This window comes from Paracoccus sp. S1E-3 (assembly GCF_013868135.1).
GTDB lineage: Bacteria > Pseudomonadota > Alphaproteobacteria > Rhodobacterales > Rhodobacteraceae > Paracoccus.
In genome coordinates this window covers 104,234-123,442 of sequence record NZ_JACEMU010000015.1, presented here as the reverse complement: position 1 = coordinate 123,442, position 19,209 = coordinate 104,234, and the positions used below count along the sequence as shown (strand labels likewise).

Annotated in this window: 21 protein-coding genes; 6 read left to right on the top strand and 15 right to left on the bottom strand. The window is 65.8% G+C overall.

Annotated elements, in window-relative coordinates:
• Positions 1-193: 193 nt before the first annotated feature.
• Entirely contained in the window at positions 194-397 is a 204-nt protein-coding gene (locus tag H1S04_RS14070; protein WP_181746165.1) for a dodecin family protein, read from the top strand.
• A 319-nt stretch (positions 398-716) separates the two neighbouring features.
• On the top strand, positions 717-1,415 hold the full coding sequence (locus H1S04_RS14065; protein WP_181746164.1) for a Crp/Fnr family transcriptional regulator: 699 nt from the start codon (positions 717-719) through the stop codon (positions 1,413-1,415).
• On the opposite strand, the gene H1S04_RS14060 is transcribed toward H1S04_RS14065, so the two are convergent.
• The 9 genes from H1S04_RS14060 to H1S04_RS14020 form a co-directional block, all read right to left on the bottom strand.
• The gene (locus H1S04_RS14060) at positions 1,412-1,672 is read right to left on the bottom strand and encodes a cytochrome C oxidase subunit IV family protein (RefSeq protein WP_255435626.1); all 261 of its coding nucleotides are present in this window, start codon (positions 1,670-1,672) and stop codon (positions 1,412-1,414) included. The genes H1S04_RS14065 and H1S04_RS14060 overlap by 4 nt on opposite strands.
• 8 nt (positions 1,673-1,680) lie before the next feature.
• Positions 1,681-2,226 (bottom strand): cytochrome c oxidase subunit 3, encoded by a 546-nt coding sequence (locus H1S04_RS14055; protein ID WP_255435625.1) that lies wholly within the window; start codon positions 2,224-2,226, stop codon positions 1,681-1,683.
• Complete coding sequence (locus tag H1S04_RS14050; RefSeq protein WP_181746163.1) at positions 2,223-4,160, bottom strand: nitric oxide reductase activation protein NorD; 1,938 nt, start codon at positions 4,158-4,160, stop codon at positions 2,223-2,225. Before H1S04_RS14050 ends, H1S04_RS14055 begins: the two co-directional genes overlap by 4 nt.
• 83 nt (positions 4,161-4,243) lie before the next feature.
• On the bottom strand, positions 4,244-5,056 hold the full coding sequence (locus tag H1S04_RS14045; RefSeq protein WP_181746162.1) for a CbbQ/NirQ/NorQ/GpvN family protein: 813 nt from the start codon (positions 5,054-5,056) through the stop codon (positions 4,244-4,246).
• A 3-nt stretch (positions 5,057-5,059) separates the two neighbouring features.
• Positions 5,060-6,448: a cbb3-type cytochrome c oxidase subunit I gene (locus H1S04_RS14040; RefSeq protein WP_181746161.1), complete on the bottom strand. Its 1,389-nt coding sequence runs from the start codon at positions 6,446-6,448 to the stop codon at positions 5,060-5,062.
• An 11-nt stretch (positions 6,449-6,459) separates the two neighbouring features.
• Positions 6,460-6,912 carry a cytochrome c gene (locus H1S04_RS14035; RefSeq protein WP_181746160.1) on the bottom strand — a complete coding sequence of 151 codons (453 nt, stop codon included), beginning with the start codon at positions 6,910-6,912 and terminating at the stop codon, positions 6,460-6,462.
• A 97-nt stretch (positions 6,913-7,009) separates the two neighbouring features.
• Entirely contained in the window at positions 7,010-7,882 is an 873-nt protein-coding gene (locus tag H1S04_RS14030; protein WP_220185243.1) for an FAD:protein FMN transferase, read from the bottom strand.
• Complete coding sequence (locus H1S04_RS14025) at positions 7,879-9,069, bottom strand: NnrS family protein (RefSeq protein WP_181746159.1); 1,191 nt, start codon at positions 9,067-9,069, stop codon at positions 7,879-7,881. The genes H1S04_RS14030 and H1S04_RS14025 overlap by 4 nt, the downstream gene beginning before the upstream one ends.
• Positions 9,066-11,165: a NosR/NirI family protein gene (locus H1S04_RS14020; RefSeq protein ID WP_181746158.1), complete on the bottom strand. Its 2,100-nt coding sequence runs from the start codon at positions 11,163-11,165 to the stop codon at positions 9,066-9,068. The genes H1S04_RS14025 and H1S04_RS14020 overlap by 4 nt, the downstream gene beginning before the upstream one ends.
• Before the next feature lie 156 nt (positions 11,166-11,321).
• Here H1S04_RS14020 and H1S04_RS14015 point away from each other — a divergent pair, with 156 nt between their 5' ends.
• From H1S04_RS14015 to H1S04_RS14005, 3 genes are all read left to right on the top strand, one after another.
• Positions 11,322-13,103, top strand: a complete 1,782-nt coding sequence (locus H1S04_RS14015) for a nitrite reductase (RefSeq protein ID WP_181746157.1) — start codon at positions 11,322-11,324, stop codon at positions 13,101-13,103.
• Between the two features lie 71 nt (positions 13,104-13,174).
• Positions 13,175-13,435 carry a hypothetical protein gene (locus H1S04_RS14010; RefSeq protein WP_181746156.1) on the top strand — a complete coding sequence of 87 codons (261 nt, stop codon included), beginning with the start codon at positions 13,175-13,177 and terminating at the stop codon, positions 13,433-13,435.
• A gap of 63 nt (positions 13,436-13,498) precedes the next feature.
• On the top strand, positions 13,499-14,245 hold the full coding sequence (locus tag H1S04_RS14005; protein WP_181746155.1) for a sulfite exporter TauE/SafE family protein: 747 nt from the start codon (positions 13,499-13,501) through the stop codon (positions 14,243-14,245).
• On the opposite strand, the gene H1S04_RS14000 is transcribed toward H1S04_RS14005, so the two are convergent.
• On the bottom strand, positions 14,242-14,658 hold the full coding sequence (locus H1S04_RS14000; RefSeq protein ID WP_181746154.1) for a SufE family protein: 417 nt from the start codon (positions 14,656-14,658) through the stop codon (positions 14,242-14,244). The two genes, H1S04_RS14005 and H1S04_RS14000, sit on opposite strands and share 4 nt — an antisense overlap.
• Positions 14,659-14,780: 122 nt before the next feature.
• On the opposite strand from H1S04_RS14000, the gene H1S04_RS13995 reads away from it, so the two are divergent.
• Positions 14,781-15,293 (top strand): hypothetical protein, encoded by a 513-nt coding sequence (locus H1S04_RS13995; RefSeq protein ID WP_181746153.1) that lies wholly within the window; start codon positions 14,781-14,783, stop codon positions 15,291-15,293.
• On the opposite strand, the gene H1S04_RS13990 is transcribed toward H1S04_RS13995, so the two are convergent.
• The 5 genes from H1S04_RS13990 to rpsA all read right to left on the bottom strand — a co-directional run bounded on the left by H1S04_RS13990 (position 15,290) and on the right by rpsA (position 18,951).
• Entirely contained in the window at positions 15,290-15,742 is a 453-nt protein-coding gene (locus tag H1S04_RS13990) for a GNAT family N-acetyltransferase (protein WP_181746152.1), read from the bottom strand. The genes H1S04_RS13995 and H1S04_RS13990 overlap by 4 nt on opposite strands.
• Positions 15,739-16,386: a phosphoribosylanthranilate isomerase gene (locus tag H1S04_RS13985; RefSeq protein ID WP_181746151.1), complete on the bottom strand. Its 648-nt coding sequence runs from the start codon at positions 16,384-16,386 to the stop codon at positions 15,739-15,741. Before H1S04_RS13985 ends, H1S04_RS13990 begins: the two co-directional genes overlap by 4 nt.
• A 1-nt stretch (position 16,387) precedes the next feature.
• Positions 16,388-16,774 carry a lipopolysaccharide assembly LapA domain-containing protein gene (locus H1S04_RS13980; protein ID WP_181746150.1) on the bottom strand — a complete coding sequence of 129 codons (387 nt, stop codon included), beginning with the start codon at positions 16,772-16,774 and terminating at the stop codon, positions 16,388-16,390.
• Between the two features lie 37 nt (positions 16,775-16,811).
• Positions 16,812-17,096 (bottom strand): integration host factor subunit beta, encoded by a 285-nt coding sequence (gene ihfB / locus H1S04_RS13975; RefSeq protein ID WP_181746149.1) that lies wholly within the window; start codon positions 17,094-17,096, stop codon positions 16,812-16,814.
• 175 nt (positions 17,097-17,271) lie between these two features.
• Complete coding sequence (rpsA, locus tag H1S04_RS13970; protein ID WP_181746148.1) at positions 17,272-18,951, bottom strand: 30S ribosomal protein S1; 1,680 nt, start codon at positions 18,949-18,951, stop codon at positions 17,272-17,274.
• Between the last annotated feature and the right edge of the window lie 258 nt (positions 18,952-19,209).

Genomic DNA, 19,209 nt, shown 5'->3' with positions numbered 1-19,209 from the left:
CGATTGCCGGCGGCGCCGCCCTGTCATGCGGTGTGCATCCCTGTCTTAGCACCATGAACAGCGCTCCGCATCAGCAGAAGCGATCAATTCGCTGCCGGCGAACCATCGCCCACCGCCTGCAGCGGCGCGCAGCCATGGCAACGATATCCGCAGCGCCGCGTTGAACTTCACCTGTCAACCCAAGGAGGAAGCCATGTCCATTGCACGCGTCACCGAAATCTCGGCCACGTCGGAAAAAGGGTTCGAGGATGCCATCCGTCAGGGCCTTACCCGCGCCAACGAGACCCTGCGCAACGTCAAGAGCGCCTGGGTCAAGGAACAGAGCGTCGACTGCGCGGACGGCACGATCTCGGCTTACCGGGTCAACATGATGGTCACTTTCGTGCTTGACGATTGACCGCAAAGGGCCGGATCGGGCCGTTCCGGCCGGCCCTTTTCCGTCAGGATATTTTGTCCTTTCATATCAGTATATCACATGAAGAATCTGACAGACTTTGCGCCCATATCCCCCGTCGCCGCGTCTGGGGCACGTTTCGGGACGCTGGCCTCCCTGCCCTCAGCGGACGGAAGGGAGTGCACCGTGCGAAGCCGCCCCAAAGGCGGCGCCCTCACGGCAGCCGTATGAACGATGCCCGCTGGCGCGGCCAGGCCCTTGCGCTTGCAGCATTTTCCATTTGGGATAAACGTTTCGCAGCAGCATTGAGCGGACCCACAGCATGACCCCGAATATTATCTCCGCAGCGAAGGCCTCGGTCATGCTGCGCTACCTGCCCGACGCTGTGCTGGAACGCCTGCTCGAGGGCGCCGCGTCGCGCCAGTTCGACGCGGGCGAGACCATCTTCCTGCAGGGCGAGCCGGCGAATTCGGTCTATCTGATCATCGAGGGTTGGGTGAAGCTTTACCGCATCTCGCCCAGCGGGGCCGAGGCGGTCGTCTCGATCCTCAAGCGCAACCGCAGCTTTGGCGAGGCGGTGGCGCTGCGCGACGAAGCCTATCCGGTCTCGGCCGAGGCGATCACCGATTGCCTGCTGGTCCAGATCGACGGCAACCGCATGCGGCGACAGATCCTGGCCGACCCGCAACTGGCGCTGAGCCTGCTGGCCGCCAGCTATGTGCACCTTCACGGGCTGGTCGAACAGGTCGAGCAGCTGAAGGCGCGCTCCGGGGTGCAGCGACTGGCGGAATTCCTGGTCGAACTGGCCGAGGGCCATGACCACGGCGCCCGCCTGCCGCTGCCCTATAACAAGACCCTGATCGCGGGCCATCTGGGCATCAAGCCCGAAAGCCTGTCGCGCGCCTTCGCCCGGCTGCGCGACCACGGCGTCCGCATCGATGGCAACCACGCCATCGTCGAGGATATCGAGAAGCTGCGCGATCTGGCCAGCCAGGACAAGGGCCAGCCCTGGACCCGCTAGAGCCACGCCGCCAGATACAGCCCGGCGGCCGCCAGCAGGACCAGCGACAGTGCGAAGGTGAACCCGCGCAGGATGCGAGGGGCCTCGGCCAGTTCCAGATATTCCGACAGGATGATCCGCGCCTTCAGCCCGGCAAACGCCAGCACCGCCAGCCCGGCAAGCCAGGATACACCCCTCGGCAGCCACGGCTGGCCAAGCGCCACCCCGGTCGCCAGAAGGCTCAACCCCATCAGCCGGATCCAGGCACGTTGCAACATCCTTGGCCCTATTGCAGCAGGTAGATGACAGGGAACAGCAGCATCCAGACCAGATCGACCATGTGCCAGAATTGCGCCCCGGCCTGCACGGCGGCGGGCTGGGGCCGGAACGCCACCAATAGCAGGATAACGATCCCGGCAGCGACATGGGCGGCATGAAACCCGGTCAGAAGATAATAGAAGGTGAAGAAGGCGTTGGTTTCGACCCCAATGCCCTTGCTGATGGCATCGGCATATTCGACCGACTTCAGCCCCAGAAACACCATGCCAAGCCCTGCCGCACCCAACAGCCAGCCCCGCGCCGCCAGAGGCCGCGGCACAGCGGCCACGGCGCGGGCGGCCAGATAGCCAGAGCTGACCAGTACCACCGTGTTGATCCCCGCCGCCGCGCGATGAAGTTGATCCTGCGATTGCGCGAACAGCTCCGGGTCGATCAGGCGTAGCGCCAGCAGGATCAACAGGCAGACGCAGAAGACCGCCAGCTCGCTCACAATCAGCACCCACATGATGAGCTCGCCCGGAAACTCCTCCACCAGCGAGCGCGGCCGGCTCATGCCCCGACCAGCTGGCGATAGATGCGCGGCAGCGCCTCGGTCAGCCTGTCGGGATGCCCAACCAGCGCATAACCGCCCTGCCCGAAGATGCGCGGGAACCAGCTTTTGCCTTCCCGATCGACAGTGATGCCGAAGACGGCCTGCCCCACGCGCCGGGCCTCGCGCACGGCGCGGGCGCTGTCTTCGATGCCGTGGCGGCCTTCGTAATGGTCGAGGTCATTCGGCTTGCCATCAGTCACGATCAGCAACAGCCGCCGCTTGCGCGCCTGCGCCGCCAGCCCGGTCGAGGCGTGGCGGATCCCGGCCCCGAGCCGGGTATAGAATTGCGGTTTCAGCGCGCACAGACGTCGTTCGACCGCCGCGCCCATCGGCTCGTCGAAACGCTTGCAATCGGTGACGAAAACCCGGTCGCGCTTCAGCGACGAGAACGCCTGCACCGCGAAATCGTCGCCGCAGGCATCCAAGCCCCAAGCCAGCGCCGCCAGCGCCTCGCGCTCGATGTCGATCACCGATCGCCCGGTCACCGCGCTTTCGGTCGAGCGCGACACATCCAGCAGGATCGAGACGGCCAGATCGCGCGCAATCGGCCGTGACTGGCGCCAGATCCGGTCACTGCCCTGCCCCGTCGCCCGCAGATCGACCTGCGCGCGCACGGCAAGATCGTCGTCCAGATCGTCACCGTCGCGATGACCCGAGGTGATGACCCGGCCCGGCCGCAGCGCCTCGAACTGGCGGCGCACGGCGCGGATGCGGGCGCGCGCAGCAGGGTCGTCCAGCGGTGCAGTATCCTCGGCCTCGGCGGCCTGATTGACCAGGACGCGCACATGGTCGGGCAGATCGACGCCGCGCCGGGCATCCCATTCGGGATAGGTGAACTGCCCGGCCAATGCCTCGCGGTCGGCATCTTCGGGCGACAGGTCCAGATGCAGCTTCAGCCGCGTCGCCGGTGCCTTGCTGATCTGACCCAGCCCCAACTCCTCCTGATCATCAGCCGCCTTGCGGGCGTCATCGTTGTCGTCATCCTCGATCCGGCGATTGAGGTTCAGAAACTCGGCCCATGACAGGATCGCTTCGAACTTGTGCAGGATCAGACTGTCATTGCGCCGCGCCTGATCGGTGGCGCGGCGGCGGGCGCGGATGACGCGACCGCGCCGATCGTCCTCGGGCGCGCCCTCGGTCTCGCGGCTTTCGACCCGATCACCGGCCGAGGTGCTGACCAGCTCGATCTCGGGCCACAGCGCCACCGGGCGGAACGGGCGATAGTCGCGCGGCGCCCGCACGCCCGACAGGTCATCCATTGCCGCCGCCAGTTCGGCCGCGCGCGGCGACAGCGGCGCCTCCGCCCCCAATTCGCGCCGCACCAATGCCTCCACCGCCGCCTCATCGGGCGGCAGACGGGGCGACGGCCGTTGCGCCAGGACAACCGAAGCCAGATCGTCATGAAGCCTGCGCAGCCCCGGCGCATCGGCCAGCGTCGCCGTCACCATGCACCGCACCGCCGCCAGACGCGCCAGATCGGCGCGCAGGGGGTCGTCATGTGCGGAGATGCCCGCGGAATGGGCCGCCGCCGCCGCGAGCCACAGATACAGCGCCCCATTCAACTCGGCGGTCGGAAACACCGCAAGCGTCTGCGGCAACCGCAAGGCCTCGCCGTCGAAACTGGCGCGAGGCAGCGCTTCGGCCTCGGTCCCCAGCCGACGGCGCCAGCCGATGCGGTGCGGGCTCGCCCGGTCCGCCGTCGCCCGCAACTCGACCGAGGGATCGCCGCCAAGCCCCCGAAACAGGACGGAAATCCGCCCCGCCATATCTTCCAGCACCACCCGCGCCTCGGGATATTCAGGGGCTGCATCCAGCCGGCTGGCATAGGCATGCCACAGCTTTCCGACCGATTCCTCCGGCTCCCACGGCTCAATCTCGCGCCATTTCTGCGCCATCGCGACCCCTTTTCATTCTGGCACAAATATCCTGGGGGTCCGGGGGCGAGGCCCCCGTCCTGCCCCACGCCCCGTCCTGCCCCTCAGCCGAAGACGGCGACGACCAGATCCAGCAGCCCCCGCTTCACATCGGCATCGTCGGTTACAGGCTCGATCATCGCCGCAGCGATGGCGCGGTTGACCGTCATGCCGCCCGCGATCAGCGTGGCGGCATAGACCACCAGCCGGGTCGAGACGCCTTCCTCCAGGTCGTGCCCCTTCAGTGCCCGCAGCTTGCCCGCCAGCCGGACCAGAGCAGCCACCCGGTCGCGGTCCAGACCCGATTCGCGCATGACGATCTGGATCTCCTGCGCGGGGGCAGGAAAATCGAATTCCATCGCCACGAAGCGCTGCCGGGTCGAGGGTTTCAGCGTTTTCAGGATATTCTGGTAGCCGGGGTTGTAGCTGGCCACCAGCAGGAAGCCGGGCGCGGCGGCCAGTTCCTCGCCGGTGCGGTCGATGGGCAGGATGCGGCGGTCGTCGGTCAAGGGATGCAGCACGACGGTCACGTCCTTGCGGGCCTCGACCACCTCGTCGAGATAGCAGATCGCCCCCTCGCGCACGGCGCGGGTCAGCGGGCCATCCACCCAAACGGTTTCGCCCCCCTTCAGCAGATAGCGCCCGATCAGGTCCGCTGCGGAAAGGTCGTCATGGCAGGCCACGGTATACAGCCTGCGCCCCAGCCGCGCCGCCATGTGGCTGACGAAGCGTGTCTTGCCGCTGCCAGTCGGGCCTTTCAGCAGCACCGGCATATCGGCGCGGGCGGCGGCCTCGAAGACCGCAACCTCGTCGGATTGGGGCAGGTAGAAGGAGGCGTGCGCCCCCTTCGGGCTCGGATGTTCGGTCATCGCGTTCATGGCTTACTCCGCTGCCTCCAGATGGCCGTCCTTGTGGCTCTGGACCGGGCCGGGATCGACGACCTCGCGGCGCGGAAACATCACCGACCAGATGAACAGCACCGCCCCCAGCACCACCGCGATTCCGGCGCCGAAGCGCATCCAGTAGAACAGCGGCAGCGCCTCCTGCACATCCATGTAGTAATTGCCCTCGACCCGCTGCAGATGGGTCTGGATGGTGCCGGCGAAGGTCAGCACGAAGGTCATGAACAGCATCCCCCCCGACATCAGCCAGAACGAGGCCATGTTCAGCACCTGATTATAGGGATCGCGGCCCCGCATGATCGGCATCGCATAGGTGATGATGGCGAGGATCAGGCAGACATAGGCGCCATAGAAGGCCAGATGGCCGTGGGCGGCGGTGATCTGGGTGCCATGGGTGTAATAGTTCACCCCGTGCAGCGTGTGCAGGAAGCCCCAGACGCCGCCGCCAAAGAAGGCCAGAACCGAACAGCCCAGCGACCACAGCAGCGCGGCCTTGTTGGGGTGATCGCGCCGGCCCTTCCAGACCATGACGAAGGCGAAGGACATCATCGCGAAAAAGGGCACGATCTCGAAACTGGAAAAGATCGAGCCGATCCATTGCCAATAGCCCGGCAGACCGATCCAGTAGTAATGGTGCCCGGTCCCGAGGATGCCGGAAAACAGCGCAGTGGCGACGATGACATACAGCCATTTTTCCACCACCTCGCGGTCCACACCGGTCAGCTTCAGCATCAGGAAGGCCAGGATCGCGGCCATGATGAGTTCCCACACGCCTTCGACCCACAGATGGACAACCCACCACCAATATTGCTTGTCCAGCACCAGATTGGACGGGTTGTAGAAGGCGAACAGCCACAGAAGCGCCAGCGCCCAGAGTCCCAGCAGCAGCACGTTGGAAATCGCCGTCTTGCGGCCCTGCAGCACGGTCATGGTGACGTTATAGAGGAAGATCAGCGCCGCGACGGTGATGCCGATCTTGACCCAGGTGGGCTGCTCCAGAAACTCGCGCCCCTGCTTGCCCAGCAGCCAGTTGCCTTGGAACAGGTCGAACAGATAGGTCACGACGACACCCGCCGTGCCAAGGATCAGGATCCCCAGTTGCAGATATGCCAGTCTGGGCGAGTAGATCTCGCGCTCGGCCTCCTCCGGGATCATGTAATAGGCCGAGCCGAAGAAGCCCAGCAGCAGCCAGACGATCAGGCTGTTGGAATGCAGCATCCGGGCGATGTTGAAGGGCAGAAGCTCGGACAGGAAATTCGGGCTGACATAGATCCAGCCCATGATCAGCCCCATTGTGACCTGGACGGCGAACAGGGCCATTGCGGCCACGAAATAAGCCATGGCAATGCGTTGCGTGCGATACTTCATGTCAGTACTCCTCAACCCGCCTCATTGGGCGGCCAGCCTTGGGTGTTGATCCTGCTGGTCCAGATCAGGAAATTCGTCAGGTCCTGATATTCTTCGTCGGTCAGATTGAACTGCGGCATCTGGCGGCGGCCCTCGATGCCGGTGGGCATGGCGTCCATCCAGGTCTTCAGCGCCTCGGTGGCGGCGGCGGGGTCGTCCTGCACGCCCCAACGGATCATCACATTGCCCAGTTCGGGCGCGAAATAGGCGCCCTCGCCCAGGATGGTGTGGCAGTTCACGCAGGCATGCTTTTCCCAGACGTGCTTGCCCGCCGCGACGCTTTCGGTCAGCCCGGCTTTGTCGATGGCGGTGCTGGCGGCATAAAGGTGACTGTGCACCGACAGGACACCGAAGATCGCGATGAAGAACAGCGACCCACCATAAAAGACGTTCCGGGCCATGCTCTTGGTCATGATATCGCTCATGCCGACGGTCCCTTCGTTGAGATTGCGGATAGAAGGGACATGAACCCGCGCGGCTCACGAAACCTTGAGAGAAGTCAACTGCCTGCCGTTTCCTGCCCTATCCGTGCAGGATTTCCAGCCTGCAGCCGGGAAAGGCCGCCAGCGCAGATCGGATGGCTCCGGCCTCCATCACGCAGAAAGCCGTGGAAAGCCCGTCGGCAAGCGCGGCCCGAGGTGCGCTGACGGCGACGGTCCCATGCGGCAACCTGTCGCCTCTCGGATCAAGGATATGGGGCCGGTCGCTCGCGGGCCCGATCCGCGTGCCCATGCCCGAGGAGGTCGCCAGCGCCCGGTCGCGCAACGTCATCCGGCGCAGGATCGCCCCTCCGGGATCCGCGATGCCGGCCTGCCAGGCCCGCCCCCCGAGGGCGCGCTGCTCGCCGCAGTCGATCAGCAGATCCGTCAGGTCATGCGCCGCGGCGATCCGGGCCAGCCGGTCGGCGGCCCAGCCCTGCGCGACGCCATTGAAGGTCAGCGCCATGCCCGAACGGCCCAGCCGCACTCGTGTCCTGTCCCAGGCCACCCGGCCCCAATCCGTCAGCGCCCGCGCCTCCCCCTCGGGTGCGCCCCGCGCCCGCGCCAGCCACAGCGGCTGGATCGACGGATTGAACGCGCCTCCCGTCGCCCCATGCAGTCGGTGCGAGAGGTCCAGGAGGTCCAGCATGGCGGCGCTGGGATGAAGCAGCAGGCCGGTGCGGTTCAGCCGCGTCAGTTCCGATTCGCGATGCAGCGAAACGGCGGCCTCGGTCTGGCGCAGGGCGCGCGCGGCCTCGGCGAAGAAGGATCGGGCCTGAAGCGGGTCCGCGCCGTCCAGCCGCAGGGTGGCGGCGGCACCCATGGCGGTACCACGCCAGATCTGCGGCGGCGCACCCATCGCGGGCCACGCGAGGGCGCAGGCCGACAGGGTCAGGAAGCGGCGGCGGGGGATCATGCCTCGTGCCCCCCGTCAACGCGGGGACCGAAGAAGATCGGCCACAAGGCCAGCACATAAAAGACGAAGACGGCAATCCAGATCGCGCCCGAGGAGATGACCCCGAACAGCCACATCCCGTCCCATGCCGAGGCCGCCCATCGCAGCGCCACCGCCAAGGGCAGCAAGGCATAGCCAAGTGCCACCGATGCGGGCGCGACCAGCGGCCGCCCGGAATGGCCGAGACTCGCCCGGCTCATCACCGCCAGCGTCATGCCGCCCAAGGCCCCGATACCCAGAACATGCAGCGCCCCGATTTCCGGGCCGATCCCCAGCAGCGCCAGCCCCCAGACGAACAGCCCCAGCGCCAGCATCGCATAGCCTGCATGGAGTGCCCAGACGATGGGCTGGTGCCGCATCGACCAGCCGCGCCAGCCGATCAGCCGCGCCGCCACCACCGGTCCGGCCAGCATCGCCAGGGCCCCCGCGAACACATCGGGCAGGCCGATCACCACCGCAGTCGCCGTCGCCAGCGGCAGCACGACGCCGGCGATTTCCAGCGGCCTGCGGGTGACGGGGAGCGCGTCCTCGCGCCTCTCCAGCAGCAGCGCGTTGCGCGTGAAGGCCGGCGTCACCCGGCCGCCCAGCACCGCGATCATGGCGCTGATGGTCAGAAGCCCGCCGCGCAGACCCCGCCACTCGGTTGCGGTCACGCCCATCCATTGCAGATGCACCATCAGATTCGCGACCCAGACCAGACCCAGCAGCAGCAGGAACATCATGTTCTGCGGCTTCGGCCGCGCCATCAGCTGGGTCAGCACCTTCGCCCCCAGCACCGGCAGAAAGGCCAGATCGACCACCGCGACCAGCCATGCCGGCAGGATCCCCGACAGGCAGACCGCAATCCGCCCCGCCAGCCACAGCCCGAAAACCAGCATGATGAAGCGTTCGGGCGCCGCCTTCGAGCCGGTCCAGTTCGGCACCGCCGTCAGGAAAAATCCGCCAAGCGCCGCCGGCGCATAGCCGAAGATCATCTCATGCGCGTGCCACATCTGCGGGGGCATGGTCAGGCCCAACTGGCCGGGATCAGCGCCCACGCCCACCATCGCCAGCCAGATCACCCAGAACAACATCGACACGGCGGCCCACAGACCCGCCGCCCAGAAAAACACCCGCCAGCCGGCGTGGAACAGCAATTGAGGTTTCATGTCGTGGCCTCCTCGGCAGGTGTGGGCGCGCGCACCCCCCGCGCCCGGCGCTTCAGCACCGGGCAGGTGTGATCGTCATTCATGATGACCTGACAGCGCAGGCACAGGACGCATTCATTGGGATTGATGCGTCCCAGCGGGTCGATGGCGCCGACGGTGCATTTCGTCTCGCACAGCCTGCATTCGCGCCCGCATTGGGGGCGGCGCTTCAGCCAGTCGAAGACCTTGAGCTTGGCCGGGATCGCCAGGCCGGCGCCGAGCGGACAGAGATAGCGGCAATAGAAGCGCTCGATGAACAGACCCGCGAGCAGGATGGCGGCGACGAACAGAAGGAACGGCCAGGCACGCAGGAAACGCATTGAGATGGCGGTCTTGAACGGCTCGACCTCGGCCGCCACCAGCGCCTTTTCCATGCTGTAGAAGCTGAGCGCGATCAGCAACACGAACAGCGTATACTTGATCACCCAGAGCCGCTCATGCAGCGCCTGCGGCACCGCGATCTGGCGGACACCGAAGCGGATAGCGAGGTTGTTGGTCAGCTCCTGCAAGGCCCCGAAGGGACACAGCCAGCCGCAATAGACCCCGCGCCCCCAGAACAGCAGGCCAAGCGCGACCGCCGACCACAGCATGAAGATGACCGGCGCGATCAGGAAGGTCTCCCATTGAAAACCCGCCAGTAGCGCGTTCAGGAAGGCCATCACCTGCACCACCGAAAGCTGGCCGTTCAACCCCCAGCCGAGCACGAACAGCGTCGCCAGAAGATAGGTGATGCGGACCCGCCGCCACAGTTCCGGCCGGCGCACCAGCCATTCCTGCCCCAGCAGGATCAGCCCCAACGCCGCCAGCATCACCGCGACAACGGCAATGGCCAGCTTCTTCTCCAGCCAGAATTCCAGCCAGAGCGGGGTGTCCACCGGTTCGGCGGTTAGAAAGGCGGCCGGCAGGGCGATGCGGGCCACAATGGGCAGGCGCAGCTGTGCACCGCCGACCGCGGGCCGCATGGCCGTCACCACCAGATCGAAGGGCCTGCGGGGATCGATGCCGCCAGCCGCCGGATCAACATTGATGCGGAACAGGCTGATTTCCTTGAATTCCGGCGCACCTTCGGCAGACAGCCCCTCGAACATGATGAAATCGGCATCAGTCAGCTGCAGGCGGGTGTCGTCCTGCATCAGCGTGATCCGTTCGAACCGGCCCGTGCGCCGCCATTCGGTCCCGCGCGGTGAAAATAGCCCTCGCGACATCACCGCCAGCAATGCCTGCCCCGGCGGGGTGCTGGCAGCGGCTGCGTTGAAGGCGGCCGGCCCAAGCAGATTGCGTCCGACCGTGGGCGTGTCGATCAGCCCGGCATAAAGCTCCAGAAACGGCCTATCCGAGGGCGTCGCCGGCTGCCTGGCCTCCGCGAAGACCTCGGCCGCATCGGCCATGGTCACATTGGTATGAGCAAGCGCGCCCATCCCCAACAGCGCCGGCCAATCGGCATGCTGGAAGCTGACCCGATCGATGGCGCCCTGCCCCACCCCCTGCGCCTGCGCCAGCAGCCGCCCGCTGCGCAGGATGCCATCGCGGATTACCCCGGTCGAAACCGTCGCGCGCGAGATCACGTCGGGAAAATCCGGATCACGCCCCAGCGCGGCATGAGGCCCGGTCAGGTCGGCCCCGGCAAAGCCGTTCACAAAGGCCGCGATATCGGCGTCCGAGATGCCCAGAGTCAGCACCGGTTCGCTTTGCCGCATCAGCCGCGCACCGGCGAGCCGCCCCTCCGGCGTGACCGCGACCAGCACATCCAGCGGCCGTCCCGAATAACCGGTCGAGCCGACCATCTCCCAGGTCGAGCCGATCATGCCGATGGGCCGCGCCCCTTGCGAGACGCGCCAGCCGGGCACCGGCGCCTCCTGCCGGTCCAGCCGCGGCATCTTGTCACCCAGTCCGAAAAGATCGGCTGCGAGGGCCGGATCGGGGCGGGCGGCGGCAGTTGCCGCGGCGGTGTCGGGGCGCTGAGAGGGGGCGGTCTCGGCCCCTGCAATCGCAGGCCAGACGGCCAGCGTCAGGGCGATCGTCAGGCCATGCAGGCAGGTGCGCAGTCGGGGCAGCATCGGGGTATCCGTCCAGGGTTCGGCCCGTTCTGCCGCGCTCTGCGCCCACACTCCTTAACAACGGTCAAGGCGGGGCTTCGGCGGCTCACCTAGTCGTGACGGCGGAACCACAAGCGCGCGAAAGACAGGTCTGGATTACATTTGGAGAAGGCCAGCATGACACGTCAGCATATTCCGATCAGCTCGTCGCTTCTTGCGTCGGCAGCGCTTGCGCTGATCCTCGGCGCGGGCACCGGCATCGCGCAGGAGGCCGCGCCCGCCACAGCCGCCAATATCGAGGATCACACCACGCAGCCGCAGGACCAGTACGAACCCTCGTTGAATGTGCTGGCCGAAGAATCGCTGCCCGCCCCCGGTGCCCCCGAGGGCGTCGAGGCGCTGACCCAGGCCGAGTTCGACGAGGCCAGCAAGATCTATTTCGAACGCTGCGCCGGCTGCCACGGCGTGCTGCGCAAGGGTGCGACCGGCAAGGCCCTGACGCCCGACATCACCCGCGAACTGGGCTTCGACTATCTGCAGAGCTTCATCACCTACGGCTCGCCGGCGGGGATGCCGAACTGGGGCACCTCAGGTGACCTGACGCCGGCGCAGGTCGACATGATGGCGAAATACGTCATGCTCGACCCGGCAGCCCCGCCGGAATGGGGCATGGACAAGATGCAGGAAAGCTGGACGGTTCTGGTCGCGCCCGAAGACCGCCCAACCGAAAAGCTGAACGACTGGGATCTGGACAACCTGTTCAGCGTCACCCTGCGTGACGCGGGCCAGATCGCCCTGATCGACGGCACCAGCTACGAGATCAAGAAGGTGCTGGATACCGGCTATGCGGTCCATATCAGCCGGATGTCGGCCTCGGGGCGGTATCTGTTCGTCATCGGTCGCGACGCCAAGGTCGACATGATCGACCTGTGGATGGAGGACCCCTCGATCGTCGCCACCATCAAGATCGGCGCCGAGGCGCGGTCGATCGAGACCTCGAAGATGGAGGGATGGGAGGATAAATATGCCATCGCCGGGGCCTATTGGCCGCCCCAATATGTCATCATGGATGGCGCCACGCTGGAGCCGCTGAAGATCGTCTCGACCCGCGGCATGATCTATGACGAGCAGACCTATCACCCCGAACCGCGTGTGGCGGCGATTCTGGCCAGCCATTTCCGGCCCGAATTCATCGTCAACATCAAGGAAACCGGCAAGATCCAGCTGGTCGACTATACCGACCTGAAAAACCTCAAGATCACCGAGATCGAGGCCGAGCGCTTCCTGCACGACGGCGGCCTGGACAGCACGCATCGCTACTTCATCACCGCCGCCAATGCGCGCGGCAAGCTGGTCGTCATCGACACCAAGGAGGGCGATCTGGAGGCCGTGACCGAAACCGGGGGGGAAACGCCGCATCCGGGGCGCGGGGCGAATTTCGTCCACCCGGCCTTCGGACCGGTCTGGGCGACCTCGCATCTCGGTGACGATTCGGTGGCGCTGATCGGGACTGATCCCGAAGGCCATCCCGATCAGGCCTGGAAGATCGTCGACAGCTTTCCGGCGTTGGGCGGCGGCTCGCTGTTCATCAAGACCTATCCCGGCTCGAACCACGTCTATGTCGATGCGACCCTGAACCCCGAGGCCGAGATCTCCGGCTCGGTGGCGGTATTCGACATCGACAAGATGACGGCGGACGGCTCCGATCCCGAATTCACCACGCTGCCGATCACCGAATGGGCCGAGATCACCGACGGCCAGCCGCGCGTGGTGCAGGGTGAATTCAACAAGAACGGGACCGAGGTCTGGTTCTCGGTCTGGAACGCCAAGGACAAGGAATCAGCCATCGTCGTGGTCGACGACAAAACGCTGGAGCTGAAGAAGGTCATCAAGGACCCGCGCCTGATCACCCCTACCGGCAAGTTCAACGTCAAGAACACCTTGGGCGACATCTACTGATCGGTTTATGCTGAATGGGCGCGCCTGACCGGCGCGCCCATTCTTATTTCTATTTCTGAAAGTTCCGATTGATGAAGGCCGCCCACCGCTCGACCACGCCCCCCGATCATATCCGCTGGCCGCTATGGTGGTTGTGGCTGCTGCTCTACCCCTTCGTCGCCCTGGCCGCCTGGATTGACCTGTTCATGATCGGACTACTGGCGACATGGGTCGGCCTGGGGAACCTGTCGCCGTTCAACGCCTTGCTGGTCTCGTTGGTGTTGGCGTTGCCCGCCGCTTACGGCACGGCGCTGTGGCTGCGCGGTCTGCTGCACCGGGCCGAAGCGCCCTAAGTCGGCACGGCACCGCATTTTTCCGGCTTTCCCCGGACCGGCCACCATGCCAGCCTGCGCGGCATGGCTGATTTGATTCTGATCCTCGTGGCCGGGTTTCTCGGCGGGCTGCTGAACGCGATTGCGGGCGGTGGCACCTTCATCACCTTTCCCGCGCTTGTCTTCACCGGCATCCCCGAGATCGCCGCGAACGCCACCTCGACCGTGGCTGCGATGCCGGGCTATCTGTCCGCGGCCATCGGTTTTCGCAAGGACATTGCCGAACTGGACCGCCAGCTGCTGCTGCGGCTGACCCTGTGGTCGATGCTGGGCGGCGCCATCGGGTCGGGGCTGCTGCTGATCTCCTCGAACGAGGCCTTTGCGGTGCTGGTCCCGCTTCTGCTGCTGGGGGCCACGCTGGTCTTTCTGAAGGGCGCACAGATCCGCGAATGGGCGGCGCGTCAGCGCGGCGCGGTCACGGCCTTTGGCGCCGGCACCATGATCCCGGTGGCCATCTATGGCGGTTTCTTCAATGGCGGATTGGGGATCGTGCTGCTGGCGCTGTTCTCGATGTGGGGCATGACCAACCTGCATGCGATGAACGGGCTGAAATGCTGGCTCAGCTTCGCGCTGTCGGTGATTTCCTTCGCGATCTTCGCGGCCGGCGGCAAGATCGTCTGGATTCCGGCGCTGGTGATGGGCTTTGGCACCATTCTGGGCGGGCTGGCCGGCGCACCGGTCGCGCGCCGCATCCCGATGCCGGTGCTGCGCCAGCTGATCGCGGCGGTGGGCTTTGGGATGACCGCCGTGTTCCTGTTCCGCCTGCTCTAGGCGGCGGCCGCCGCGGCCGCGTGCTCGCGGATGCGTCCCACCATCGCCCGCAACCCGTTCGAGCGCTGCGCCGACAGATGCTCGTCCAGCCCGAGCCTGCGCAGTTCGGCGGTAGCATCGACGCGTCCGACCTCGGCCACGGGCAGGCCCGCGAACAGCGCATGGACGACGGCCACCAACCCGCGCACGATCAGCGCGTCGCTGTCACCGATGAAGTCGAAGCGGCCATCGGTGACCTGCGGCACGATCCAGACCTGACTGGCGCAGCCCTCGACCTTGCTGACCGGGGTCTGCAGGGCCGGGTCCATCGCCGGCATCGCCTTGCCGATCTCGATCAGGTGGCGATAGCGATCCTCCCAGTCGTCCAGGAATTCGAAGGTTTCGACGATATCCTCGAAGGCAGCGGTGCTCATTCCTCTCCACCCTCCTTGACGGTGCATTCCTAGCTACCGCGCCGCGCGCCCAAGGTCAAAGAGGCTTTGCGCCCCGCGCGCCGATCGCCTATCACTGGGCCGAACGAAAAGGTGGAGAGATCATGCGCGTAGCGACCCTTGCCCTGACCCTCGGCGCGGTGCTGGCCGCAACCGGCTGTTCGCGCTTTGGCAGCGACAGTGGGCTGAATCCGCTCGGCTGGATGGGCGGCGGGTCGAAGCAACCGACCACGCTGGAACCCAAGGGCGGATGGAAGACCCAACAGGAAGACGGGCGCCAACTGGTGCCGCAGATCCTGTCGGCCGGCTTCCAGCCCCTGACCGAGGGCAAGCTGCTGGTGGTGCGGGCCTTCGCGCCGGTCAAGGGCTGGTGGGCTGTCGAACTCATCAGCGCCCGCGTCCAGCCGGCCGGCCAGATGCGCCCCGATGATGACGGCATCCTGCGGCTGCGGCTGGTCGGCAACCCGCCGCTGCCCGGCAGTCCCGAGGCGCGGATGCCCGCCAATCCGCAGGTCGATGTGCTGAACGTGGCCCTGCCGCTGTCGACGCTGCAATTGTCGCGCCTGCGCGGGATCGAGATCCAGGCCGGCGGCGGCGGCGTCTCGCTGAAGCCCTAAAGCGGTTTCTTGAAACCGATATGGCTGGGCGCATAGCCCAGTCTTTCGTAAAAGCGGTGGGCGTCCGCGCGGCTGGCATTGCTGGTCAGCTGCATCAGCCTGGCGCCCGCAGCGCGGGCCCGCATCTCGGCATCGGCCATCAGCGCCGCCCCGGCCCCCTGCCCGCGCAAGCCGGCATCAACCCGCACCGCCTCGACCTGGGCGCGCCGCGCCGCCGACAGCGACAGCCCCGAGATCACCGTCAACTGATAGGTGGCCAGCACCCGGCCCCCGGCCTCGCCCACGATCAGCTGGTTGCCGCCCTCGGCCTGCATGGCGTCGAAGGCGGCCAGATAAGGTTCAAGCTGGCCAGTCTCGCGCGTTTGTCCCAGCACATCATCGGCCAGCAGGGCGACCACCGCCGGCACGTCCGCGCGCATCGCCGGGCGGAAGGTCAGCGCCGCATTCATGTCAGACGGGGAAGATCGGCGGCGGCCACGAAAGCGCGGATCAGCGCCGGGTCCTTCTCGCCCGGCGCGCTTTCCACGCCCGATGAAACATCGACGATGCGCGCACCGGTCAGCCGCACGGCCTCGGCCACGTTGTCGGGGGTCAGGCCGCCCGCCAGCATCCAGGGCGTGAGGAACTTGCGTCCGACCAGCAACCGCCAGTCGAAGGCCAGCCCGTTGCCGCCCGGCAGCGCCGCGTCCTTCGGCGCCTTGGCATCGACCAGCAGCATATCGGCCACCAGCCCGTAATCCCACAGCGCGTCGAGATCCTGCGGCCCGGCGACGCCTACCGCCTTCATCACCGGCAGGCCGGTGCGGGCCTTGATCTCGGCCACGCGGTCGGGGGTTTCCCCGCCGTGAAGTTGCAGAATGTCCAGCGGCACCTGTGTCAGAACAGCATCCAGCAACGCGTCGTCCGGGTCCACGAACAGGCCGACGCGGGCCACGCCCGCCGGCACCTCCAGCGCCAGCGCAGCGGCGGCCTCGGGCGTGAGACTGCGTGGCGACTTCGAAAAGAAGACGAAGCCCACGAAACCCGCCCCAGCCTCGACCGCGGCGGCGACATGTTCGGGCCGTGTCAACCCGCAGATCTTGACCTGCGCCATGTCAGCGCGGCGCGGGAAGCGTCGTGCCCGAGGCCACGGGCCTGGGATTGTCAAGGATGGCCAGCACCTCGTCGCGCGGGGCCTTGTGCTGGTCGCGGAGCGCGCCGACCTCGCGTTCCAGGCGCGCCACCTCGGCCGTGCGGCGCGCGGCCTCGCTGCGGATATGCGCCTCCCGCAACCATTCCCAGATGAAGCCGACGATGATGCCGAAGACGATGGCCACGAAGATCACCAGAAACAGCGGCAGGGTGATCTGCCAGCTGCCGCCGAAATACTGGTCGAGACTGGCTGGAAAGGCCTTCAGCGTCACGGCACCCCGATTGGCAAGCGCGATGGCCAGCAGAATGACGGCGAGCGTCAGGACGAACAGAAGGCGGATGAAGCGCATGGGTTTCCCTCAGGTAGAGATACCTTGATGTGCCAGATCAGGCGTCGCCGTTCAACCTGTCGCGCAGCAGCTTGCCGGTCTTGAAGAAGGGCACATGCTTTTCCTCGACCGGGACGGATTCGCCGGTGCGGGGGTTTCGACCGGTCCGGGCATCACGCTTCTTCACCGAAAACGCACCAAAACCGCGCAGCTCGACCCGCTCGCCACGGGCCATCGCGTCAATCACTTCGTCGAAGATCGTCGAAACGATGCGATCCACGTCTCTCTGGATGAGATGCGGATTTTCCTCGGCGATCTTCTGGATGAGTTCCGAACGGATCATGTTACCCCCAAAACGATGCGCGCCCCCAGAATAAGTCCATCACGAGGGCCAGTAAAAGAGGAAACGCGAAAATTTTCATTTGGTTGCAGCCACCTGCCGGGTTTTTCGGCGCGGCATGAAAAAACCCGCCCCCGGCGTTCGGCCGGGGGCGGGTCAGTGCAAACTGCCTGGAGGCTTATTCGCGGTTCTTCAGCGCAGCGCCCAGGATATCGCCCAGCGAGGCGCCCGAATCAGAGCTGCCATACTGTTCGACGGCTTCTTTTTCCTCGGCGATTTCGCGGGCTTTGATCGACAGGCCCAGACGACGCGATTTGGCGTCGATATTGGTCACGCGCACGTCGACATGGTCGCCCACGCCGAAGCGCTCGGGACGCTGGTCCTGACGGTCGCGGGCCAGATCCGAGCGGCGGATGAACGACTTGGCGCCGTTATATTCCACCTCGATCCCGCCGTCTTCGATGGCGGTCACGGTCACGGTGATGACATCCCCGCGCTTCACGCCCTCAACAGCTTCGGCCATGGCGTCGTTTTCCAGCGCCTTGATCGAAAGCGAGATACGCTCTTTCTCGACATCGACTTCCTGCACGACGGCCTTCACGACATCGCCCTTGCGGAAGTCCTGAATGGCGTCCTCGCCACGGGCATCCCACGAGAGGTCCGACAGGTGGACCATGCCGTCGATATCGCCGTCGAGACCGATGAACAGACCGAATTCGGTGATGTTCTTGACTTCGCCTTCGATGACGGTGCCGGTCGGGTGAGTCTCGGCGAAGACTTCCCACGGGTTGCGCTGCGTCTGCTTCAGACCCAGGCTGACCCGGCGCTTGGCTTCGTCGATTTCCAGCACCATCACGTCGACTTCCTGCGAGGTCGAGACGATCTTGCCGGGGTGGACGTTCTTCTTGGTCCAGCTCATTTCCGAGACGTGGACCAGACCCTCGATACCGGCTTCCAGTTCGACGAAGGCGCCGTAATCGGTGATGTTGGTCACGCGGCCCTGATGGACCGAGCCGATCGGGAACTTGTCGGCGACGGTATCCCACGGATCGGCCTGAAGCTGCTTCATGCCCAGGCTGATGCGGTGGCTGTCGCGGTTGATCTTGATGACCTGAACCTTGACGGTCTCGCCGATCGACAGGATTTCCGAGGGGTGGTTGACGCGGCGCCAGGCCATGTCGGTGACGTGCAGCAGGCCGTCAACACCGCCCAGATCGACGAAGGCGCCGTATTCGGTGATGTTCTTGACCACGCCGTCGACCACCTGGCCTTCGGTCAGGTTGCTGATGACTTCGGCGCGCTGTTCGGCGCGGCTTTCTTCCAGGATGGCGCGGCGCGAGACAACGATGTTGCCACGGCGGCGGTCCATTTTCAGGATCTGGAAGGGCTGCTTCAGACCCATCAGCGGGCCGGCGTCGCGCACCGGGCGCACGTCAACCTGCGAACCGGGCAGGAAGGCGACAGCGCCACCCAGATCGACGGTGAAGCCACCCTTGACGCGGCCGAAGATGGCGCCGTCGACGCGCTCTTCCGCGGCATAGGCTTTTTCCAGACGGTCCCAGGCTTCCTCGCGGCGGGCCTTCTCGCGCGAGATCGAGGCCTCGCCACGGGCGTTCTCGACGCGGTCCAGATAGACCTCGACTTCGTCGCCGACCTTGATGGTCGCGTCTTCGCCGGGGTTCGCGAATTCTTTCAGATCGACGCGGCCTTCCATCTTGTAGCCGACATCGATGATGGCCTGACCCGCCTCGATGGCGATGACCCGGCCTTTGACGACAGAACCCTCATCGGGGGTGTCGATTTCGAGGCTTTCATTCAGCAGCGCCTCGAACTCTTCCATGCTTGTGCGTTCAGCCATAAGCTTTCAGTTTCCTTTACGTTGATATACTGGCCTGACGGTTGGCTCCGCCGGTCTTTATGGTGCCCTTCGGAACGACAAAGGGTCGCAGCACGCGCCCGACCCGAAGAAAAGCGGCCTGTTCTGGCCATGTCATCCGATTGACTTGGGCGCCGCTATAATCCGAGGCGCCGGAAATCACAACCCTGCAAACAGCCCCAACCCCCGCGAAATCAGCAGAATCACGGCAGAAGCGGCAAAGAATGACTTAGCGTCAGT